Annotated in this window: 16 protein-coding genes; 9 read left to right on the forward strand and 7 right to left on the reverse strand. The window is 74.7% G+C overall.

All coding sequences use genetic code 11. From position 1 onward, the window contains the following. Positions 1-83: 83 nt before the first annotated feature. The 5 genes from hisN to ACGF07_RS01315 all read right to left on the reverse strand — a co-directional run bounded on the left by hisN (position 84) and on the right by ACGF07_RS01315 (position 4954). Complete coding sequence (gene hisN, locus ACGF07_RS01295; protein WP_392894409.1) at positions 84-881, reverse strand: histidinol-phosphatase; 798 nt, start codon at positions 879-881, stop codon at positions 84-86. A gap of 149 nt (positions 882-1030) precedes the next feature. Then, positions 1031-1354, reverse strand: coding sequence for a multidrug efflux SMR transporter (locus ACGF07_RS01300; RefSeq protein ID WP_350748373.1), 324 nt, complete (start codon positions 1352-1354; stop codon positions 1031-1033). A gap of 140 nt (positions 1355-1494) precedes the next feature. Further along, positions 1495-2550: a ribosome small subunit-dependent GTPase A gene (gene rsgA / locus ACGF07_RS01305; RefSeq protein ID WP_392894411.1), complete on the reverse strand. Its 1056-nt coding sequence runs from the start codon at positions 2548-2550 to the stop codon at positions 1495-1497. A 15-nt stretch (positions 2551-2565) separates the two neighbouring features. Beyond that, on the reverse strand, positions 2566-3897 hold the full coding sequence (gene aroA / locus ACGF07_RS01310) for a 3-phosphoshikimate 1-carboxyvinyltransferase (protein ID WP_392894413.1): 1332 nt from the start codon (positions 3895-3897) through the stop codon (positions 2566-2568). Between the two features lie 331 nt (positions 3898-4228). Continuing rightward, the gene (locus ACGF07_RS01315; RefSeq protein WP_350746900.1) at positions 4229-4954 is read right to left on the reverse strand and encodes a M50 family metallopeptidase; all 726 of its coding nucleotides are present in this window, start codon (positions 4952-4954) and stop codon (positions 4229-4231) included. A 225-nt stretch (positions 4955-5179) separates the two neighbouring features. On the opposite strand from ACGF07_RS01315, the gene ACGF07_RS01320 reads away from it, so the two are divergent. The 9 genes from ACGF07_RS01320 to ACGF07_RS01360 all read left to right on the forward strand — a co-directional run bounded on the left by ACGF07_RS01320 (position 5180) and on the right by ACGF07_RS01360 (position 14254). After that, positions 5180-5932 (forward strand): SOS response-associated peptidase, encoded by a 753-nt coding sequence (locus ACGF07_RS01320; RefSeq protein WP_392894414.1) that lies wholly within the window; start codon positions 5180-5182, stop codon positions 5930-5932. Positions 5933-5962: 30 nt separating this feature from the next. Beyond that, complete coding sequence (locus ACGF07_RS01325; RefSeq protein WP_350746905.1) at positions 5963-6601, forward strand: alpha/beta family hydrolase; 639 nt, start codon at positions 5963-5965, stop codon at positions 6599-6601. Between the two features lie 375 nt (positions 6602-6976). Next, entirely contained in the window at positions 6977-7720 is a 744-nt protein-coding gene (locus tag ACGF07_RS01330) for a sigma-70 family RNA polymerase sigma factor (RefSeq protein ID WP_374199896.1), read from the forward strand. After that, positions 7717-8130 carry a mycothiol system anti-sigma-R factor gene (gene rsrA, locus ACGF07_RS01335; protein ID WP_350746908.1) on the forward strand — a complete coding sequence of 138 codons (414 nt, stop codon included), beginning with the start codon at positions 7717-7719 and terminating at the stop codon, positions 8128-8130. Before ACGF07_RS01330 ends, rsrA begins: the two co-directional genes overlap by 4 nt. Before the next feature lie 383 nt (positions 8131-8513). Continuing rightward, complete coding sequence (locus tag ACGF07_RS01340; protein ID WP_392894416.1) at positions 8514-9959, forward strand: HD-GYP domain-containing protein; 1446 nt, start codon at positions 8514-8516, stop codon at positions 9957-9959. Positions 9960-10147: 188 nt separating this feature from the next. After that, positions 10148-11488 (forward strand): HD-GYP domain-containing protein, encoded by a 1341-nt coding sequence (locus tag ACGF07_RS01345; protein WP_392894418.1) that lies wholly within the window; start codon positions 10148-10150, stop codon positions 11486-11488. A gap of 465 nt (positions 11489-11953) precedes the next feature. Continuing rightward, the gene (locus ACGF07_RS01350; RefSeq protein ID WP_350746919.1) at positions 11954-12940 is read left to right on the forward strand and encodes a hypothetical protein; all 987 of its coding nucleotides are present in this window, start codon (positions 11954-11956) and stop codon (positions 12938-12940) included. A gap of 45 nt (positions 12941-12985) precedes the next feature. Further along, on the forward strand, positions 12986-13624 hold the full coding sequence (gene def, locus ACGF07_RS01355; RefSeq protein ID WP_350746922.1) for a peptide deformylase: 639 nt from the start codon (positions 12986-12988) through the stop codon (positions 13622-13624). Positions 13625-13777: 153 nt separating this feature from the next. Then, the gene (locus ACGF07_RS01360; protein WP_392894420.1) at positions 13778-14254 is read left to right on the forward strand and encodes a flavodoxin family protein; all 477 of its coding nucleotides are present in this window, start codon (positions 13778-13780) and stop codon (positions 14252-14254) included. 48 nt (positions 14255-14302) lie between these two features. Here the strand turns inward: ACGF07_RS01360 and ACGF07_RS01365 are convergent, their stop codons facing one another. Next, on the reverse strand, positions 14303-15358 hold the full coding sequence (locus tag ACGF07_RS01365) for a ferritin-like protein (RefSeq protein ID WP_392894421.1): 1056 nt from the start codon (positions 15356-15358) through the stop codon (positions 14303-14305). 259 nt (positions 15359-15617) lie between these two features. Then, a complete protein-coding gene (locus ACGF07_RS01370) occupies positions 15618-16022 on the reverse strand; it encodes a hypothetical protein (RefSeq protein WP_392894423.1) in 405 nt (134 codons plus the stop codon). Positions 16023-16080 lie beyond the last annotated feature (58 nt).

Below are 16080 nucleotides of genomic sequence, written 5' to 3' on the forward strand. Positions count from 1 at the left end.
GCGGGCCGATGCAGCGGCGGGCCCCTTGACCAGCACGAACTGGTCAAGGGGCCCGCAACCATTCCGGAGGGCGGCGGCCCGCGTCAGACCGCCAGGCGCCGCAGCGTCTCCTCGTGCAGCAGGCCGTTGGTGGCCACGGCGTCGGCGCCGCCGGGGCCGGGGACGCCGTCCAGGCCGGTGAAGCGGCCGCCCGCCTCCTCGACCACGATGCACGGCGCGGCCATGTCCCACAGCGACAGCTCGGGCTCGGCGGCGATGTCCACGGCGCCCTCGGCGACCATCATGTAGGACCAGAAGTCGCCGTAGGCGCGCGTGCGCCAGCAGGCCCGGGTGAGGTCCAGGAACGGGTCGAGGCGGCCGCGGTCCTCCCAGCCGGTGAGGGAGGAGTAGGAGAAGGAGGCGTCCTCGATCCGGGAGACGCCCGACACGTGGATCCGGGAGGCCTTGGCGAGGCTGCGGCCCGCGAAGGCGCCCAGGCCCTTGGCCGCCCACCAGCGGCGCTGCAGCGCCGGGGCGGAGACGATGCCGACCACCGGGCGCTCGACGCCGTCCGGGCCGTCCTCCAGCAGGGCGATCAGGGTGGCCCAGACCGGGACGCCGCGGATGTAGTTCTTGGTGCCGTCGATCGGGTCGATCACCCAGCGGCGCGGGCCCGAGCCCTGCAGGCCGAACTCCTCGCCGAGGACCGCGTCCCGCGGGCGGGCGCGCTGGAGCACGCTGCGCACGAGCTCCTCGGCCGCCTTGTCGGCGTCGCTGACCGGCGTGAGGTCGGGCTTGGTCTCGACCGTCAGGTCGAGGGCGCGGAAGCGCTCCAGGGTGACCGAGTCGGCCGAGTCGGCGAGGACATGGGCGAGTCGGAGGTCGTCGTGGTAGTCGGCCATGTCCAAGACCCTAGCGAGCCCGCCCCGATCGGCACAGCCGGGCTCGCGGAGCGGGACGCCCCGATGGACCCCCGACGGGCTGCCCGCCGAGCCGCCCCGAAGACCCGCGCCGCCGGCCGCGCCGCCGGGGCGTCCCGGGCGCCGGCCGGCTAGTGCGCGGTGCCGCTGAGCTGCAGGCCGATGACGCCGGCGATCACCAGGGAGACGGAGACCAGCTTGAGCACCGAGGTGGTCTCGTTCAGGAAGACCATGCCGTAGATCGCGGTGCCGGCCGCGCCGATGCCCGTCCACACCGCGTAGGCGGGGCCCACCGGCAGGTTCCTCAGGGAGAGGGTGAGCAGGCCGAAGCTGCCGAGGGCGAACACGCAGAAGCTGATGGTGGGCCAGAGCTTGGTGAAGCCCTCGCTGAGCTTGAGGTTGATCGCGAAGCCGGTCTCCAGCAGGCCGGCCAGGACCACCAGGGCCCATGCCATCGCGTGCCCTCCCTGTCGGTCGACGGACGGACCGCGGCCGGCCCGACCTTCCTATGATCACCAGGCGGACCCCCTCCGACACCTCGAACGGACCACGAGCCCCGAGGAAGCCCGAGGGGAGGGGGCCTGCGGCGCGGCGGTCAGTCGCCCTCGCGGGACTCCTTGCTGGCCAGCAGCCGGCGCAGCGAGTAGAGCCGGGCGGCCTCCGCGTGCCCCTCGGCGACCCAGGCGTCCAGCGCGCAGTCCGGTTCGTCGTGGCTGCAGGCGCGCGGGCACTCGACGGTGCCGGGCTCCAGGTCGGGGAAGGCGTGGATGACCCGGGCGGGGTCGATGTGCGAGAGGCCGAAGGAGCGGAAGCCGGGGGTGTCGATCACCCAGCCCGAGTTCAGCGCCTTCTTCGACCCCGCCTTGGCGCCCGGCGGCGGGGGCAGCCGCAGCGCGAGGGCGGAGACGGTGGTGTGCCGGCCGCGTCCGGTGACGGCGTTGACGTGACCGGTCTGCCGCTGCCGGTCCGGCACGAGGGCGTTCACCAGGGTGGTCTTGCCGACGCCGGAGTGGCCGATGAAGACCGTCGAGCGGCCGCGCAGGTGCTCGCGGACCGCCTCGGCGCCGGTGGTCTCCAGCTCGTCCCGGCGGGTGACCACGTAGTCGATGCCGAGCGGGGCGTAGGACTCCAGCAGCGGGGCGGCCGGCGCCAGGTCGGACTTGGTGAGCACCAGCAGCGGCTCCATGCCCGCGTCGTAGGCGGCGACCAGGCAGCGGTCGATCAGCCGGGGGCGGGGCTCGGGGTCGGCCAGCGCGGTGACGATGGCCAGCTGCTCGGCGTTGGCGACGACGATCCGCTCGTACGGGTCGTCGTCGTCCGCGGTGCGCCGCAGGACGGAGCTGCGCTCCTCGACCCGGACGATCCGGGCGAGCGTGTCGGCGTCGCCGGTGAGGTCGCCGACCAGGTGGACGACGTCGCCGACGACGACGCCCTTGCGGCCCAGCTCACGGGCCTTCATGGCGACGACCTGGCGCTCCTGCTTGGTCCCCGGGTCGACCAGGCAGGTCAGCCGGCCGCGGTCGACGGTCAGCACCATCGCCTCGGCGGCGTCCTCGTGCTTGGGGCGGATCCGGGTCCGCGGCCGGGAACCCCGGCGGGCGGGGCGGTTGCGGATGTCGTCCTCGTCGGCGTCCTTGCCGTAGCGGCGCATGGCTCAAGTCTCCGCTCAGGCGTCCGCCGCCGCCCCGCCGAGCAGTTCCGCCCACATCCCGGGGAAGTCGGGCAGGGTCTTGGCGGTGGTGGCCACGTTCTCCACCTCCACGCCGGGCACGGCGAGGCCGAGCACCGCCGCGGCGGTGGCCAGCCGGTGGTCCTCGTAGGTGTGGAACACGCCGCCGTGCAGCGGGCGCGGGCGGATCCGCAGGCCGTCCTCGGTCTCGCTGACGTCGCCGCCGAGGTCGTTGATCTCCTTGGCGAGCGCGGCGAGCCGGTCGGTCTCGTGCAGGCGCAGGTGGGCGATGCCGTACAGGTGGGACTCGGAGTCCGCCAGGGCGGCGACGGCGGCGATCACCGGGGTGAGCTCGCCGACGTCGTGCAGGTCGGCCTCGATGCCGTGGATCCGGCCGGTGCCGGTGAACTGCAGGCCCTCGTCGGTGAACTCGCAGGCGCCGCCCATCCGGGTGTAGATCTCGCGGAGCTGGTCGCCGGGCTGGCTGGTGTGCCTGGGCCAGTCGCGGACGGTGACCCGGCCGCCGGTGACCAGCGCGGCGGCGAAGAACGGCGCGGCGTTGGACAGGTCCGGCTCGACGACCAGGTCGCGGCCGATCAGGGCGCCGGGGGTGACCCGCCAGACGTCCTTCTCGCCGCCGTCCTCGGGGGCGTCGACCTGGGCCCCGGCCAGGCGCAGCATCTCGACCGTCATCCGGATGTGCGGCAGGGACGGGACGGGGCCGCCGACGTGCCGGACCTCGATGCCGTGGTTGTAGCGGGCGCCGGAGAGCAGCAGGGCGGAGACGAACTGGGACGAGGAGGAAGCGTCCAGCTCGACCGGGCCGCCGTCGAGGCTGCCGGTGCCGTGCACGGTGAGCGGGAAGGTGCCGCGGCCGCCGTCCTCGATGCGGGCGCCGAGCGCGCGCAGCGCGTCGATCACGCCGTGCTGGGGGCGCTCGTGGCTGCGCGGGTCGCCGTCGAAGTGGACGGGGCCGTCGGCGAGCGCGGCGAGCGGGGGGAGGAAGCGCATGACGGTGCCGGCGTTGCCGACGTCGACGCTGGCGGGGCCGTGCAGGGCGGGGGCCGGGATGACCCGCCAGGCCTCGCCGCCGCCGGTGCCGCCGGCGTCGTTGTTGACCTTCTCCTCGATGGTGACCCCGAGGGCGCGCAGGCCGTCGGCCATGAGCTGGGAGTCGCGGCTGCGCAGCGGGCGGCGCACCCAGCCGGGCCCGTCGGCGAGGGCCGCCAGCACCAGGGCCCGGTTGGTGACCGACTTGGAGCCGGGGATGGTGACGGTGGCGTCGACGGGGGCGGTGGCGACGGGGGCGGGCCACAGGGTCTCGGTCATGGAGGCCAGTCTAGGGGCCGTACCGGAACGGCCCCGGTCGGTGGCCGCATGGCGGAACGCGCCGGTGCGCCCGTGCGCGTGGCGGCGGGCCGGGCGGGTCGGTACCGGTTCGGGGCGCGGGTCCGGGCGGGGCGGGGCGTGTGCCGGTCGGGGCGTGCCGGTCGGGCCTGGCGCCGGTCGGGCCTGGCGCCGGTCGGGGCGTGCCGGTCGGGCCTGGCGCCGGTCGGGGCGTGCCGGTCGGGTTTGGCGCCGGTCAGGTTTGGCGCCGGTCGGGGGCGGCTTCGGCGCGGGGCGGGCGCGGGGTGGCGGCTGCGGGCCGGGCTCGGGCGGGTCAGTGCAGCGGCTGGAGCAGCCAGGTCGCGCCGAGGGCGAGGCTGGCGAGCGCGACCAGCAGGAAGACGGTGACCCAGGCGAGGGCGGGGACGTGGGTGAGCCGGGCGAGCTGGTCGGCGTCGGAGTCGCGGGCCCAGCCGATCCGGCGCTGGTGCTGGAGCTCCAGGACGGGGCGGACGGCGCCGAACAGCAGGAACCAGCAGCCGAGGTAGGCGAAGCCGGCCTGCACCTGGGCGCTGCCGAACCAGGAGACCAGGAAGAAGGCGGCGCCGGCGACGAGGACGGTGAACAGGCCGTAGGCGTTGCGGACCCGGATGAGCAGGGCCAGCAGGAGGGCGATCGCCAGCCAGAGCAGCAGGGTGATCCGGTCGGCGGCGAGCAGGGCGGCGCAGCCGAGGCCGAGCAGGGCGGGGGCGGTGTAGCCGGCGGCGGCGGTCAGGACCATCCCGGGGCCGGTGGGGCGGCCGTAGGAGAGGGTGAGGCCGGAGGTGTCGGAGTGCAGCCGGATGCCGGCGAGCTTGCGGCCGGTGGCGAGGGCGGCGAGTCCGTGGCCGCCTTCGTGGGCGATGGTGACGGCGTTGCGGGCGACGTGCCAGAGCGGGCGGGCGAGGACGGTGAGCAGGGCGGCGGCGCCGGTGGCGAGGACCAGCCAGCCGGGCGGGGCGGCCTGGGTGCCGGTGACCTGGTCCCACAGGGCGCCCAGGTTCTGGTCGTCGGTGTTCATCGGGGGTCCGCGCCTCCGTTTCGCTGCGTAGGGCCGTGCGGCCGTTGTCGGCCGTGTCGGCCGCCTTGGGCCGGGCCGGGCCGGGTTCGGGTGCCGGGTCGGGCCGGGTGGGCCGTTGGGCCGTTCGGGGCAGCCTCCCATGCGGGGACGGGCGGGCGGGAGCGGGCGGTTGCGGTCGTGGGATGAGGAAGTGGTGAGAAGGGGCGGCATGGCAAGCTGACCCGCATGTGCGGTCGCTTCGCAGCCAGCAGCAAGCCCGAGGACATCGTCGAGCTGTTCGACGTGGAGTACTGGGACCCCGAGGAGGCGCCGGCCCCCAACTGGAACGTGGCACCGACCAACAGCGCTTTCGTGGTGCTGGAACGGTTGTCCAAGGAGCGGCCGGAGCCGCTGCGGCAGTTGCGGGCACTGCGCTGGGGCCTGGTGCCGCCGTGGTCGGACTCCGCCGGGACGGCGGTGAAGATGATCAACGCCCGGTCCGACACGGTGCACGAGAAGCCGGCGTACCGGCAGGCCCTCGCCTCCCGGCGGTGCATCCTGCCGGTGGACGGCTACTACGAGTGGCAGACGATGCCGGGCGAGCGGGGCCGGGCCCGCAAGAAGCCGTACTTCGTCTCCCGGGCGGACGGGGCGCCGCTGGCGCTGGCCGGACTGTACGAGTTCTGGCGCAACCGGGCGGTGCCGCCGGGGCACCCCGAGGCCTGGCTGGTGACGTTCACGATCGTCACCACGGACGCCGAGGAGGCCCTGGCCCCCATCCACGAGCGGATGCCGCTGTTCCTCGACCCGCGGTCCTGGGACGAGTGGCTGGACCCGCGGCAGAGCGATCCGGACGCGCTGCGCCGACTGCTGATACCCCCGCCGCCCGGCGCGCTGCTGGCCACGCCGGTGTCGCCGGCGGTCGGCAACATCCGCAACAACGGCCCGGAGCTCAAGGAGCCGTGGGCCGAGGCCGAGTACGAGACCACGCTGTTCTGACGTTCGCCACCTTTCCCGGGAGCCGCCGCGATGACCACCTCCGAACTCGTCGCCACCGAGGCGGGCGAGGCCCGTGTCACCTACCACCGGGCGGCCGCCCCGAGGGCCGTGCTGGCGCTCGGGCACGGCGCGGGCGGCGGGATCGGCGCCCCGGACCTGGTCGCGCTGGCCGAGCGGCTGCCGCCGCGCGGGATCACCGTGGCGCTGGTGGAACAGCCGTGGCGGGTGGCGGGCCGGAAGCTGGCCCCGGCGCCGAAGACCCTGGACCTGGGCTGGCGGCCGGTGGCCGAGCACCTGGCCGGGCAGGGGCTGCCGCTGGTGGTCGGCGGGCGCAGCGCCGGGGCGCGGGTGGCCTGCCGTACGGGCGCGGGCAGCGGGGCGGTGGGGGTGGTGGCGCTGGCGTTCCCGCTGCACCCGCCGGGCAGGCCGGAGCGGAGCCGGGCGCAGGAGCTGCTGGAGTCGGGGCTGCCGACGCTGGTGGTGCAGGGCGGGGCGGATCCGTTCGGCGGGCCGGAGGAGTTCCCGGCGCTGCCGCCGGGGCACGCGTTGGTGGCCGTGCCGTACGGCGGTCACGGGTTCGCGGTGCCCAAGCGGGCCGGGGTGGGGGAGGAGGAGGTGCTCGGGCTGATCTGCTCGGCGGTGGGGGACTGGGTGCTGCGGCTGGTGTGAGCCGTGCCGTGCGCGGTGCCGTGAGCGGTGGTGCCGTGCACGGTGGTGTTCGGGCGTTGCTCGGGGCGGGGTCGGGGCGCTGTCCGGGGCCCGGGGGAGGGGCGGCGCCGTCGCTCACTCGTGCGAGTGAAGGGTGCGCGGGGGCGGGAATGCGGGCACGGTTCGCGTGGTTGTCGTCTCCGTCAGCACAGTCACCGGTGAGAGGCAGGGCAGATGGGTTCGATCGCGTGCCCCGAACGGCCTGAGGAGCGCGAGGCCGCCACGGCGTTCGGCCCCTCCTGGTCGGAGTGGCTCGACGCGGGCGAGAAGCCCGTCAGCCCGATATCCTCCATTTCTGGGCGGCCCACCGTGGGCCGTGCCCGTCATGCCGAGGAGGTGGGTCCGGTCGTCGGGACCGAGCACGAGGCCGAGCCGGGCCGGGGCCCGGACGAGGCCCTGCCTGCGGGTGAGGCGCTCACCGGTGAGGAGCTGGCCGAGGCGATCGGCGAGGACACCTTCCGGGTGTCGGCGGAGGAGTCCGAGGAGGCCCGGCGGGAGCGCTTCGAGCGCGACGCCCTGGGCTACCTGGATCCGATGTACTCCGCGGCGCTGCGCATGACGCGCAACCCGGCGGATGCGGAGGACCTGCTCCAGGAGGCGTTCGCCAAGGCGTACGCGTCCTTCCACCAGTTCCGTGAGGGCACCAACCTCAAGGCCTGGCTGTACCGCATCCTCACCAACACGTTCATCAACTCGTACCGCAAGAAGCAGCGGGAGCCGCAGCGCACCGCGGCGGAGGAGATCGAGGACTGGCAGTTGGCCCGGGCCGAGTCGCACATGTCGACCGGTCTGCGTTCGGCCGAGACCCAGGCGCTCGACCACCTCCCCGACAGCGACGTGAAGGACGCGCTGCAGGCCATTCCGGAGGAGTTCCGGATCGCCGTGTACCTCGCGGACGTAGAAGGCTTTGCGTACAAGGAGATCGCGGACATCATGGGTACTCCCATCGGTACGGTGATGTCCCGGCTGCACCGCGGCCGCCGTCAGCTGCGCGGCATGCTGGAGGACTACGCCCGTGAGCGCGGGCTCGTCCCGGCCGGCAGCGGGGCAGGGCAGGAAGCGAAGGGCTCGGGCTCATGAGCTGCGGCGATCCGCACGAGACGGAGTGTGGCGAGGTCCTCGACCACCTCTACGAATTCCTCGACAACGAGATGCCCGAGGGGGACTGCGCCAAGCTGCGCGTGCACTTCGAGGAGTGCTCGCCCTGTCTGAAGCAGTACGGGCTGGAGCAGGCCATCAAGGCGCTGATCAAGCGTTCCTGCGGCTGCGACGACACCCCGGCCGACCTGCGGAGCAAGGTGCTGGCCAGGATCGACTCGATCCGGTCCGGCCAGCGCGGGGGCGACCAGGTGGTGGTCGCCGTGGAGAACTCGGTCGAGGTGCACGTCGAGTCCGCCCGTCCGGCGCCCCACCCGGGGCAGCAGGACGCGGGCGAGGAACGGGCCGCGCGCCCGGGTGCGCCGGTCGAGGCGACGGCCCAGGCGGAGTGACCGCCCGGCCGGTGCGCGGCGGGACGGCCGTCGGCCGGTCGCAGTAGGCCCCGGCCGCAGCAGTCCCCCGGTCCCAGTGGTCCCCCGGTCCGTCGGCGAGGACGGGCCGGGCCCCGATGCGGGAGTCCGGCGGCCCCGGGAGGCGTGTGCTCCCGGGGCCGCCCCCGTTGTGCCCGCATGCGCCGTCACTCGTTCGAGTGAGTTGGCGGTGCGCCAACTGCGCCATTGCGCGATCATGCGTCCTCACGCCCGGGCGGCGGCCTATCCTCCTGACGGGCGCTCACCGCCGGTCCCGCCGGCGTGCTGGGGCCCCACGGGGTCCGGACGGCGGGGAGGTCGAGATCGCTACCGACAGTGGAGGCGCGACCCTGCCGCGAGGGGCGGTGTGCTACCTGGTGGCCGTCCCGGTGGCGGCACTGTGCTGCCTGCTGCCGCTGCTGCCCGCAGCCGCGACCCCCGGGGTGCCGCACTGGCTCGGCCACCCGGTGGACTGGCCCAAGGTCGGCCTGCTGGCCTTCCTGCACGGCTGCTGGGAGTCGCTCGCCCAGGGACTGTCGACACCCTGCCTGCGCATCGTGCGCCGGTTGCTGCGCCGCCCCGCGCCGGTCGAGAGCGCACCCGCCCTGCCCGGGGAGAACGCCTTCTTCCCGGTGCTGTTCGCCGGGGTGCTGATGCTCCCGCCGGCCGCCGCCGCGCTGGTCGCCGCCCCCGCCGCCCTGCTCGGCGGCCCGACCGGGCTGGGCTGCCGCCGGCGCCAGCTGTTCAACGGCTCCCAGCTCGCGCTGTGCGCCTTCGCCTCCTCCGTCGTCTTCCACCTGCTGAGCGGCCCCCAGCTCCTCCTCGGCTCCCGCTTCCCGGCCGCGCTGCTGCCCGGCTTCGCCTCCGTCGCGGTGTTCTGCCTGGTCAACGGCGCGGTGGTGGGCGTGATGGTGGTGCTCAGCGAGGGCCGCGGGGCCGGCGTGGTGCTGCGCGGCGCCCGCGCGGTGTGCGGACTGCCGGTGCTGGTCCACGCGGCCGGCGGGCTGATGGTCGCGGTGCTCTGGCAGGGCCCGTACGGGGCGTTCGCCGCGCTGCTGGCCCTGCTGCCGCTGTCCATCTCCGCCTGGGTGTTCGCCCAGGGGCAGCGCGAGCAGGACGCCCACCAGGCCACCGTGCAGTCGTTGGTGCAGGCCGTGGAGATCAAGGACGCGTACACCCGGGGGCACAGCGAACGCGTCGGCCGGGCCTCGGTGCTGATCGCCACTCAGCTCGGCATGGAGCCCGAGCGGCTGCGCACCCTGCGCTTCGCCGGGATCCTGCACGACGTCGGAAAGCTCGGGGTGGCCACCGAACTCCTGCGCAGAAACGGTCCCCTCGACGAGGACGAACGCCGGGCCGTGGAGATCCACCCGGTGTACGGGTACGAGCTGGTGCGCGGCATCGACTTCCTCGGCGAAGCCCACGCCGGAATCCTCCACCACCACGAGCGGATGGACGGGCGCGGCTACCCCAGCGGACTGGCCGGCGAGCAGATCCCCGAGTTCGCCCGGATCATCTCCGTCGCCGACGCCTTCGACTCGATGACCTCCACCCGCTCCTACCGGCGCGGGCGCCCGGTCACCGAGGCGGTGGCCGAGCTGGAGCGCTGCTCGGGCAGCCAGTTCGACCCGGTGATGGTCCGCGCGCTGATCGACGCGCTGGCCGTGCACGGCTGGCAGCCGGTGGTGCACTCCGAGGACTGCGTGCGGGCCGTGCCGGACATCCCGCTCGGGGTGCCAGAACCGGTGCGGGCCGCGCCCGGCCGGGTGCCCGCCCAGGGCGGGACCGTCCCCGCGGCCGGGCAGCCGTGAGGGTCCCGGGGCGGCCCGGCTCCGCCCGCACCGGCCCCGGCCGCCGGGTGTCCGGCCGCCGGATTCCCGGCCGCAGGACGTCCGGCCGTACCGGTGCGGACCGTACCGCGGCCAGGCGGGCGGGGAAGGACCGTACGGGGGCAGGCCGGACGGGCACCGCCCGGGCGACGCGCGGCCGCCGGGCGTTCGTGCGCGCGGTCCGGGGCCGCACCACCGGCGCGGTGCACCTGGGCGCCGCCGCCCTGCTGGCGTACGCGCTCGGGGCGGTGGCGCTGCGCGGGGTCGCGGAGCCGGGCGTCGCGCTCGCGTTCACCGCGCTCATCGCGCTGGGCGAATGCGTCCGGATCACCCTTCCGGGTGACCGCGAGCAGGCGCCCATCGGCGCGGCCGGCGCGCTGGCCTACGCCCTGCTCGGGCCGCTGCGCGGGGTACCGACCGCGCACGGGACGCTCCAGGTGGTCGCGGTGACCGGGGCCGGCCTGGCGCTCTCCTGGCTGCCCGGCGTCGCCCTGCCGCACCGCCCGGGGCGCCCGCACCGGCGCCCGCCCTGGGCCGACCCGGCCCGCCGGGACGGCGCCGCCCGCCGGCTGCTCGCGGTGGGCTTCGCCGCCGCCGTCTTCCAGCCGCTCTACAACGGCGGCCTGGTCGACCGGTTCTCGCCCGAGGGCCCGGCCTACGGGGCCTTCCTGACCGCCGTCGCCGCGCTGGCCGCGCTCTGCGACGCCACCCTGGCGGCGCTGCTGCGGTGCGCCGCGGCCGGCCCCGACTCCGGGCTGCGGTTCCCGGCGGCGCTGGAGGACGAGCTGCGCTCGCTGTTCGGCATCGGTTCGGCGATCGTCGCCACCGGGATGCTGGTCAGCCTCGCCGCCGGCGAGGTGGGGCTGTGGGCGCTGCCGCTGTTCTGCACCCCGCTGCTGCTCGCCCAGGTGTCCTTCCGGCGGGCGGCCGCCGTGCGGGCCACCACCGGGCAGACCATCGCCAGCCTGGCCCGGGCCACCGAAGTGGCCGGCTACACCCCGCACGGGCACGCGCGCCGGGTCGCGGACACGGCGTGCGCCCTCGGCCGCGAGCTGGGGCTGGGCACCCGGGAGCTCGCCCTGTTGGAGTACGCGGCGCTGATGCACGACGTCGGCCAGCTGTCCCTGGTCGAGCCGGTGCCGGACGGCGCGACCGCGCTGCTGCCCAGCGCCGAGCAGCAGCGGATCGCCCGTCTCGGCAGTGAGGTGATCAGCCGCACCGGGGTGCCCCGGCAGGTCGCCGAGCAGGTCGCCCGGCTGGCCGACCCCTGCGCCGGGCCGGTCGGCGGCGAGGGGCCCGTGCCGCTCGCCGCCCGGATCATCAGGGTCGCCAACGCCCACGACGACCTGCTGACGGCGGCCCGCCGCCGGGGCCTCGGCGAGGCGCTGGGGCGGCTGGAGGCGCTGGAAGTGCTGCGGCTGGGGCGCGGCCGGGTCTACGACGCCCGGGTGGTGGACGCCCTGGCCCGGGTCGGCGGACCGGGTCGGGGCGACGGACCGGGCCGGGGCTGAGGGCTCTCCGGGGGGCGTAGGGGACTCGCCCGAAGACCTGGCGGGTCCGGGCGGGCCGTAAGGGGGACTCGCTCGGGTCCGAGCGGGCCCGGGCCGGGCCGTGGGGGAGTCGCTCGGGGCCTGGCGGGTCCGGGCGGGTCCGGGCGGGTCCGGGCGGGCCGTGGGCGGGCAGGGCGGAGCCGGTCGCCCGGCGGGATCGGCCGAACGGGCCGGGGCGGGGTGGAGGCCTGCTCGGCCCCAGGTCGGGCCCCCGCGGCCAGGGGTTGAGGCGGCGGGCTCCGCCGGGCAGGCTGGGGAGGGGCGGGCTCCAACCCCGGCGGTGGGGAGCGCGGTCGGGGGCGGGCGTGGTTGGATGCGGTCGTAGCGTGGAACACCGACCCGGAGCACCGGGACCCGGACCCCGTCGAGCACGGACGGGCCCCGGACGGCAAGGGACTTGAGCGGACGACGACGGCAGGGACGAACGTGAGGATCTTCCACCGGGCACGGCACCGGCCGTCCGCCACCTGGCGGCAGACGACCGACCGGGCCTTCACGCTGATCGGCGACGGCCGCTACGAGGACGCCGGCGCCCTGCTGGTGATGGCCGCCGACCTGGAGCCCTGGCTGTCCGACTCCTGGTTCAACCTCGCCCTGCTGCACAAGTTCCGCCGCGACTGGGAGCAGGCCCGCTCGGCCGGCCTGCGCGCCGTCGCCCTGCTGGACCGCGAGCACGGCGCCCCCGACTGGTGGAACCTCGGCATCACCGCCACCGCCCTCCAGGACTGGCCGCTGGCCCGCCGCGCCTGGCAGGCGTACGGACTGAAGCTGCCCGGCGGCCCCGGCGTGGACGGGCCGGTCAGCCTCGACCTCGGCACCACCCCGGTGCGGCTGTCCCCGGACGGCGAGTCCGAGGTGGTGTGGGGCCGGCGCCTCGACCCGGCCCGGATCGAGGTGCTGTCCATCCCGCTGCCCTCCTCCGGCCGCCGCTGGGGCGAGGTGGTGCTGCACGACGGCGCCCCGCACGGCGAGCGGGTCACCGACGGCGTCGCCTACCCGGTGTTCGACGAGATCGAGCTGTGGGCGCCCTCGCCGGTGCCGACCTACGTGGTCCTGCTGCAGGCCGCCACCGCCGGTGACCGGGACGCGCTGGAGCGGCTGGTCGCCGACGCCGGCTACGCGGCCGAGGACTGGACCTCCTCGGTGCGGCTGCTGTGCCGGGCCTGTTCGGAGAGCCGGATGGCCTCGGACGACGGCGTCGTCGCCCACCACGACCCGCACGACGACGGGGACGCCGCCCACCCCGGGCACCTCAGCCACCTCAGCCAGGGCGGCGCCGCCGGGATGTCCTGGCTGGTCGAGCGCGAGTGCGGGATCGCCGCGCCGGCGCACCTGGTGCGCGCCCTGCTGGACCGCTGGGTCGCGGCCGCCCCCGCGAGCCGGGCTTACCGGGATCTCGAAGAAGTCTGCTGAGTACCCTGGTCGGGTACGCGTAGGAGATCTATGGAAGCGGAAGACATGGCGGAGCAGCACGACCACGAGCAGGAGCACGACGTGGAGGGGGCGGCGCCCGAGGCGCCCGTCAAGGTGATGGGCGAGGAACCCGACCTCTCCAAGGGCACCGCGCGTCCGATCACCGTCGTGGGCAACCCGGTGCTGCACCGCGAGGTCAAGGACGTCACCGCTTTCGACGCCGACCTGTCCGCGCTGATCGACGACATGTTCCAGTCGATGTACGCCGCGGAGGGCGTGGGCCTGGCCGCCAACCAGATCGGTGTCGACCTCAAGGTCTTCGTCTACGACTGCCCGGACGACGAGGGCGTGCGCCACATCGGCCACGTCATCAACCCGAAGCTCGAGGAGTACCCGTCGGACCGCCGCCGGGTGCTCGACGACGGCAACGAGGGCTGCCTGTCCGTCCCGACCGCCTACGCCGAGCTGCCGCGCCCGGACTACGCCGCCGTCACCGGCGTCGACAAGGACGGCAACCCGATCCGGGTCGAGGGCACCGGCTTCTTCGCGCGCTGCCTGCAGCACGAGACCGACCACCTGTACGGCACCCTCTACATCGACAAGCTGTCCAAGCGGGACCGCAAGGACGCCCTGCGCCAGATGGCCGAGGGCACCCCGAAGTACGCCACCGTGCCGAACGAGTGACGGCAGGACGGTAGTCGTTCCCGTCGTTCCTGTTCGAAGGCCGGTACGGACCCTGTCCGTGCCGGCCTTCGGCGTTCCTCCGCGGGCGATGTCACGTTCTCGCGCCCTGCCCGGTCCCACTGTCAGGAGTGACCGATCGGAAGGAGAACCGTCATGAAGGCCGTCCTGGTGTGTGCGTCGGTGTCCCACGGCAACACCCGGAGGATCGCCGAGGTCATGGGCCGGGTGCTCGCGGCCCGGGTCGTCGAGCCGGAGCAGATCGACCCGGCGGAGCTCGCCGACCACGACCTGGTGGGGTTCGGATCGGGGATCTTCACGGGGCAGTTCCACACGCGGCTGCGCGACTTCGTCCGGTCGCTCCCGGAGGGGCAGCGCGGCAGGGCGTTCGTCTTCGCCACCAGCGGCCTGCCGGAACTGCGGATCCGCCCCTTCACCCGGCCGTTGGTGCGGCAGCTCCAAGGGAAGGGGTTCGAGGTGACCGGCACCTTCTCCTGCCGGGCCTACGACACCTGGCTGCCGTTCAAGCTCGTCGGCGGCATCAACAAGGCGCGGCCCGACGGGAGCGATCTGGCCGCGGCCCGGGCGTTCGCCGAGCGGTTGCGGGCGGGTGGTGCCGGCCAGGGGGAGTGAGCGGGGGCCGGTGCGGGCGGACCGCACCGGCCTCGGGCCTCGGCCGTCCTACTGGACGAAGAGCCACTCCGGGCCGTAGGTGAAGCGCGGGTCGGACGGGAGCTTGATGCCGTTCAACTGCTGTGCCTTGGTGCGCAGTACGCCCATGTGCCCGATCGCGTCGAAGAGTGAGGAGCCGTTGCCGCCCCAGGCCGATTCGAGAGCGTGCAGCATGTCGCTGTAGGAGGTGTTGAAGTCGTGCAGCACGCCGGCGGTGGTCCGGTCCGGCTTGTTGGCGGGGTCGTTCGCCCAGCCGCCCCGGGGGACGCGGGCGACCGGTGAGGTGTCCGGGAGCGGGACGTCGGGGCCGGTGAACTCGAACTTCCCCGTGGCGGGGTCCTTCACGAGCTTCCTGTCGACGGCGATCTCCTTGAACGCGTAGTAGTGGGCGAGTTCGCCCGGAGAGCCGGGGAAGGGGTTGTCGGGGGAGGCGGTGGTGCCCTCGCCCTGGGTCTGGATGATGTCGATGGCCTTCAGGACGTCGTCGAGGGTGTTCATCGGGACGATGTCGTTGCCGGCGCCGTGGCCGGATCCGAGCGGGAAGCTGACCTGGTTCTGACCGGAGATCAGGTGGGCGAAGGTGGGGAAGACGTTGGCGATGCGCTGGTAGAAGGCGCCGATGGTGTTGCCGTCGGCGGCGAAGGCGAGCGGGTTCTCGGGCTTCTCGATGCCGGCGAAGAGCGCGGCCGAGTCGCGGGTCAGCCCGCTGAGGTGGACCTCCAGCCCGGGGTTGACGCCGCCGGGCAACTCGCCGGGGTACTTGGGGACGGTGGCGGGATCGGTGAGGACGACCGTGCCACCGATGGTGGTGAGCATGTTGCAGACCAGCCCGAAGTGCGACATCTCGTCGAAGATGATCTCGCGGATGGTGTGGCGGACCGACTTGTCGTTGTCCGGGTCGGTGATCGACCACAGGGCGGTGGCGTACGGCGGGATGGTGGACAGCTCCAGCATGATCGCCCGCTGGAGGGCGTCCTTGAGCTCCTGTTCCGTCCAGTCCTCCTCCGCCATGCTCATCAACTGGACGATGGCGTCGCTCTCGTAGTCGAGGATTCCGCTCGTCACGGGGTGCCCCTTTCGTTCGGCTGTGCGCCGGACGGTAACCGGAGGCAGGTCGTGTACGGAGGTGCGGTGCCGGTACGGCCCGGGAGTTCATTCGGACGGGCGGCGTGCAGCGGCGGCGCCGCTCCCGCTCTCCTCGGTCCGCTCGCCCAGCCGTCGGCCACGGCGGCTGTGGGAGCTGTCGGAGCTGTCGGAGCGGCTCACCGGTGTCCTGGTCGCCCTCCCGGCTGCTGCCTGATCCGGGGGCGGGCGGGGCTACGGGTCATGCGATGGTGTGCTCGGCCGGACAGCGGATGTTCGGCCAGGCCCTGTTGGGGCACGCGACGACGTAGTGACCGGACCAGTGGCTGTCGGACAGCCAGCGGGACCACACCACGTCGGAGGCGCGGGCCAGTTGGTCGGCGGCGCGTCGGCGTCTCGTCGCGATCGGGAGCCATGGGTCACCGCCGGGGGTGTGCTCCGCGTAGCGTTCGGCGAGCCAGTCGGCTGCCTCGGCGAAGGTGTCCCAGGTGCCCCGGATCTGGGAGGCGGGACGGAGCAGCCACCAGCCGGTCATCAGCGGGGGCAGGTCGGAGAGCCGGAACGCCGCGTCGTCGGACGGCCGGCGTTCGGGCTCCTTCGCCAGGAGGCGGCCGTCACCTGCCCATTCGTAGCCGTGGAAGTGCACCTGCGCTTCTCCTCGGACGGGTTCGCGCCCCGGCCGCCCGCACGGGACTGCGGGCGGC

The organism is Kitasatospora sp. NPDC048194 (assembly GCF_043202455.1).
Taxonomy (GTDB): domain Bacteria; phylum Actinomycetota; class Actinomycetes; order Streptomycetales; family Streptomycetaceae; genus Kitasatospora.

Coding starts and splice junctions, on each gene's coding strand:
- hisN (WP_392894409.1), bottom strand. CDS start 881: ATGGCCGACTACCACGACGACCTCCGACTCGCCCATGTCCTCGCCGAC.
- ACGF07_RS01300 (WP_350748373.1), bottom strand. CDS start 1,354: ATGGCATGGGCCCTGGTGGTCCTGGCCGGCCTGCTGGAGACCGGCTTC.
- rsgA (WP_392894411.1), bottom strand. CDS start 2,550: ATGCGCCGCTACGGCAAGGACGCCGACGAGGACGACATCCGCAACCGC.
- aroA (WP_392894413.1), bottom strand. CDS start 3,897: ATGACCGAGACCCTGTGGCCCGCCCCCGTCGCCACCGCCCCCGTCGAC.
- ACGF07_RS01315 (WP_350746900.1), bottom strand. CDS start 4,954: ATGAACACCGACGACCAGAACCTGGGCGCCCTGTGGGACCAGGTCACC.
- ACGF07_RS01320 (WP_392894414.1), top strand. CDS start 5,180: ATGTGCGGTCGCTTCGCAGCCAGCAGCAAGCCCGAGGACATCGTCGAG.
- ACGF07_RS01325 (WP_350746905.1), top strand. CDS start 5,963: ATGACCACCTCCGAACTCGTCGCCACCGAGGCGGGCGAGGCCCGTGTC.
- rsrA (WP_350746908.1), top strand. CDS start 7,717: ATGAGCTGCGGCGATCCGCACGAGACGGAGTGTGGCGAGGTCCTCGAC.
- def (WP_350746922.1), top strand. CDS start 12,986: ATGGCGGAGCAGCACGACCACGAGCAGGAGCACGACGTGGAGGGGGCG.
- ACGF07_RS01360 (WP_392894420.1), top strand. CDS start 13,778: ATGAAGGCCGTCCTGGTGTGTGCGTCGGTGTCCCACGGCAACACCCGG.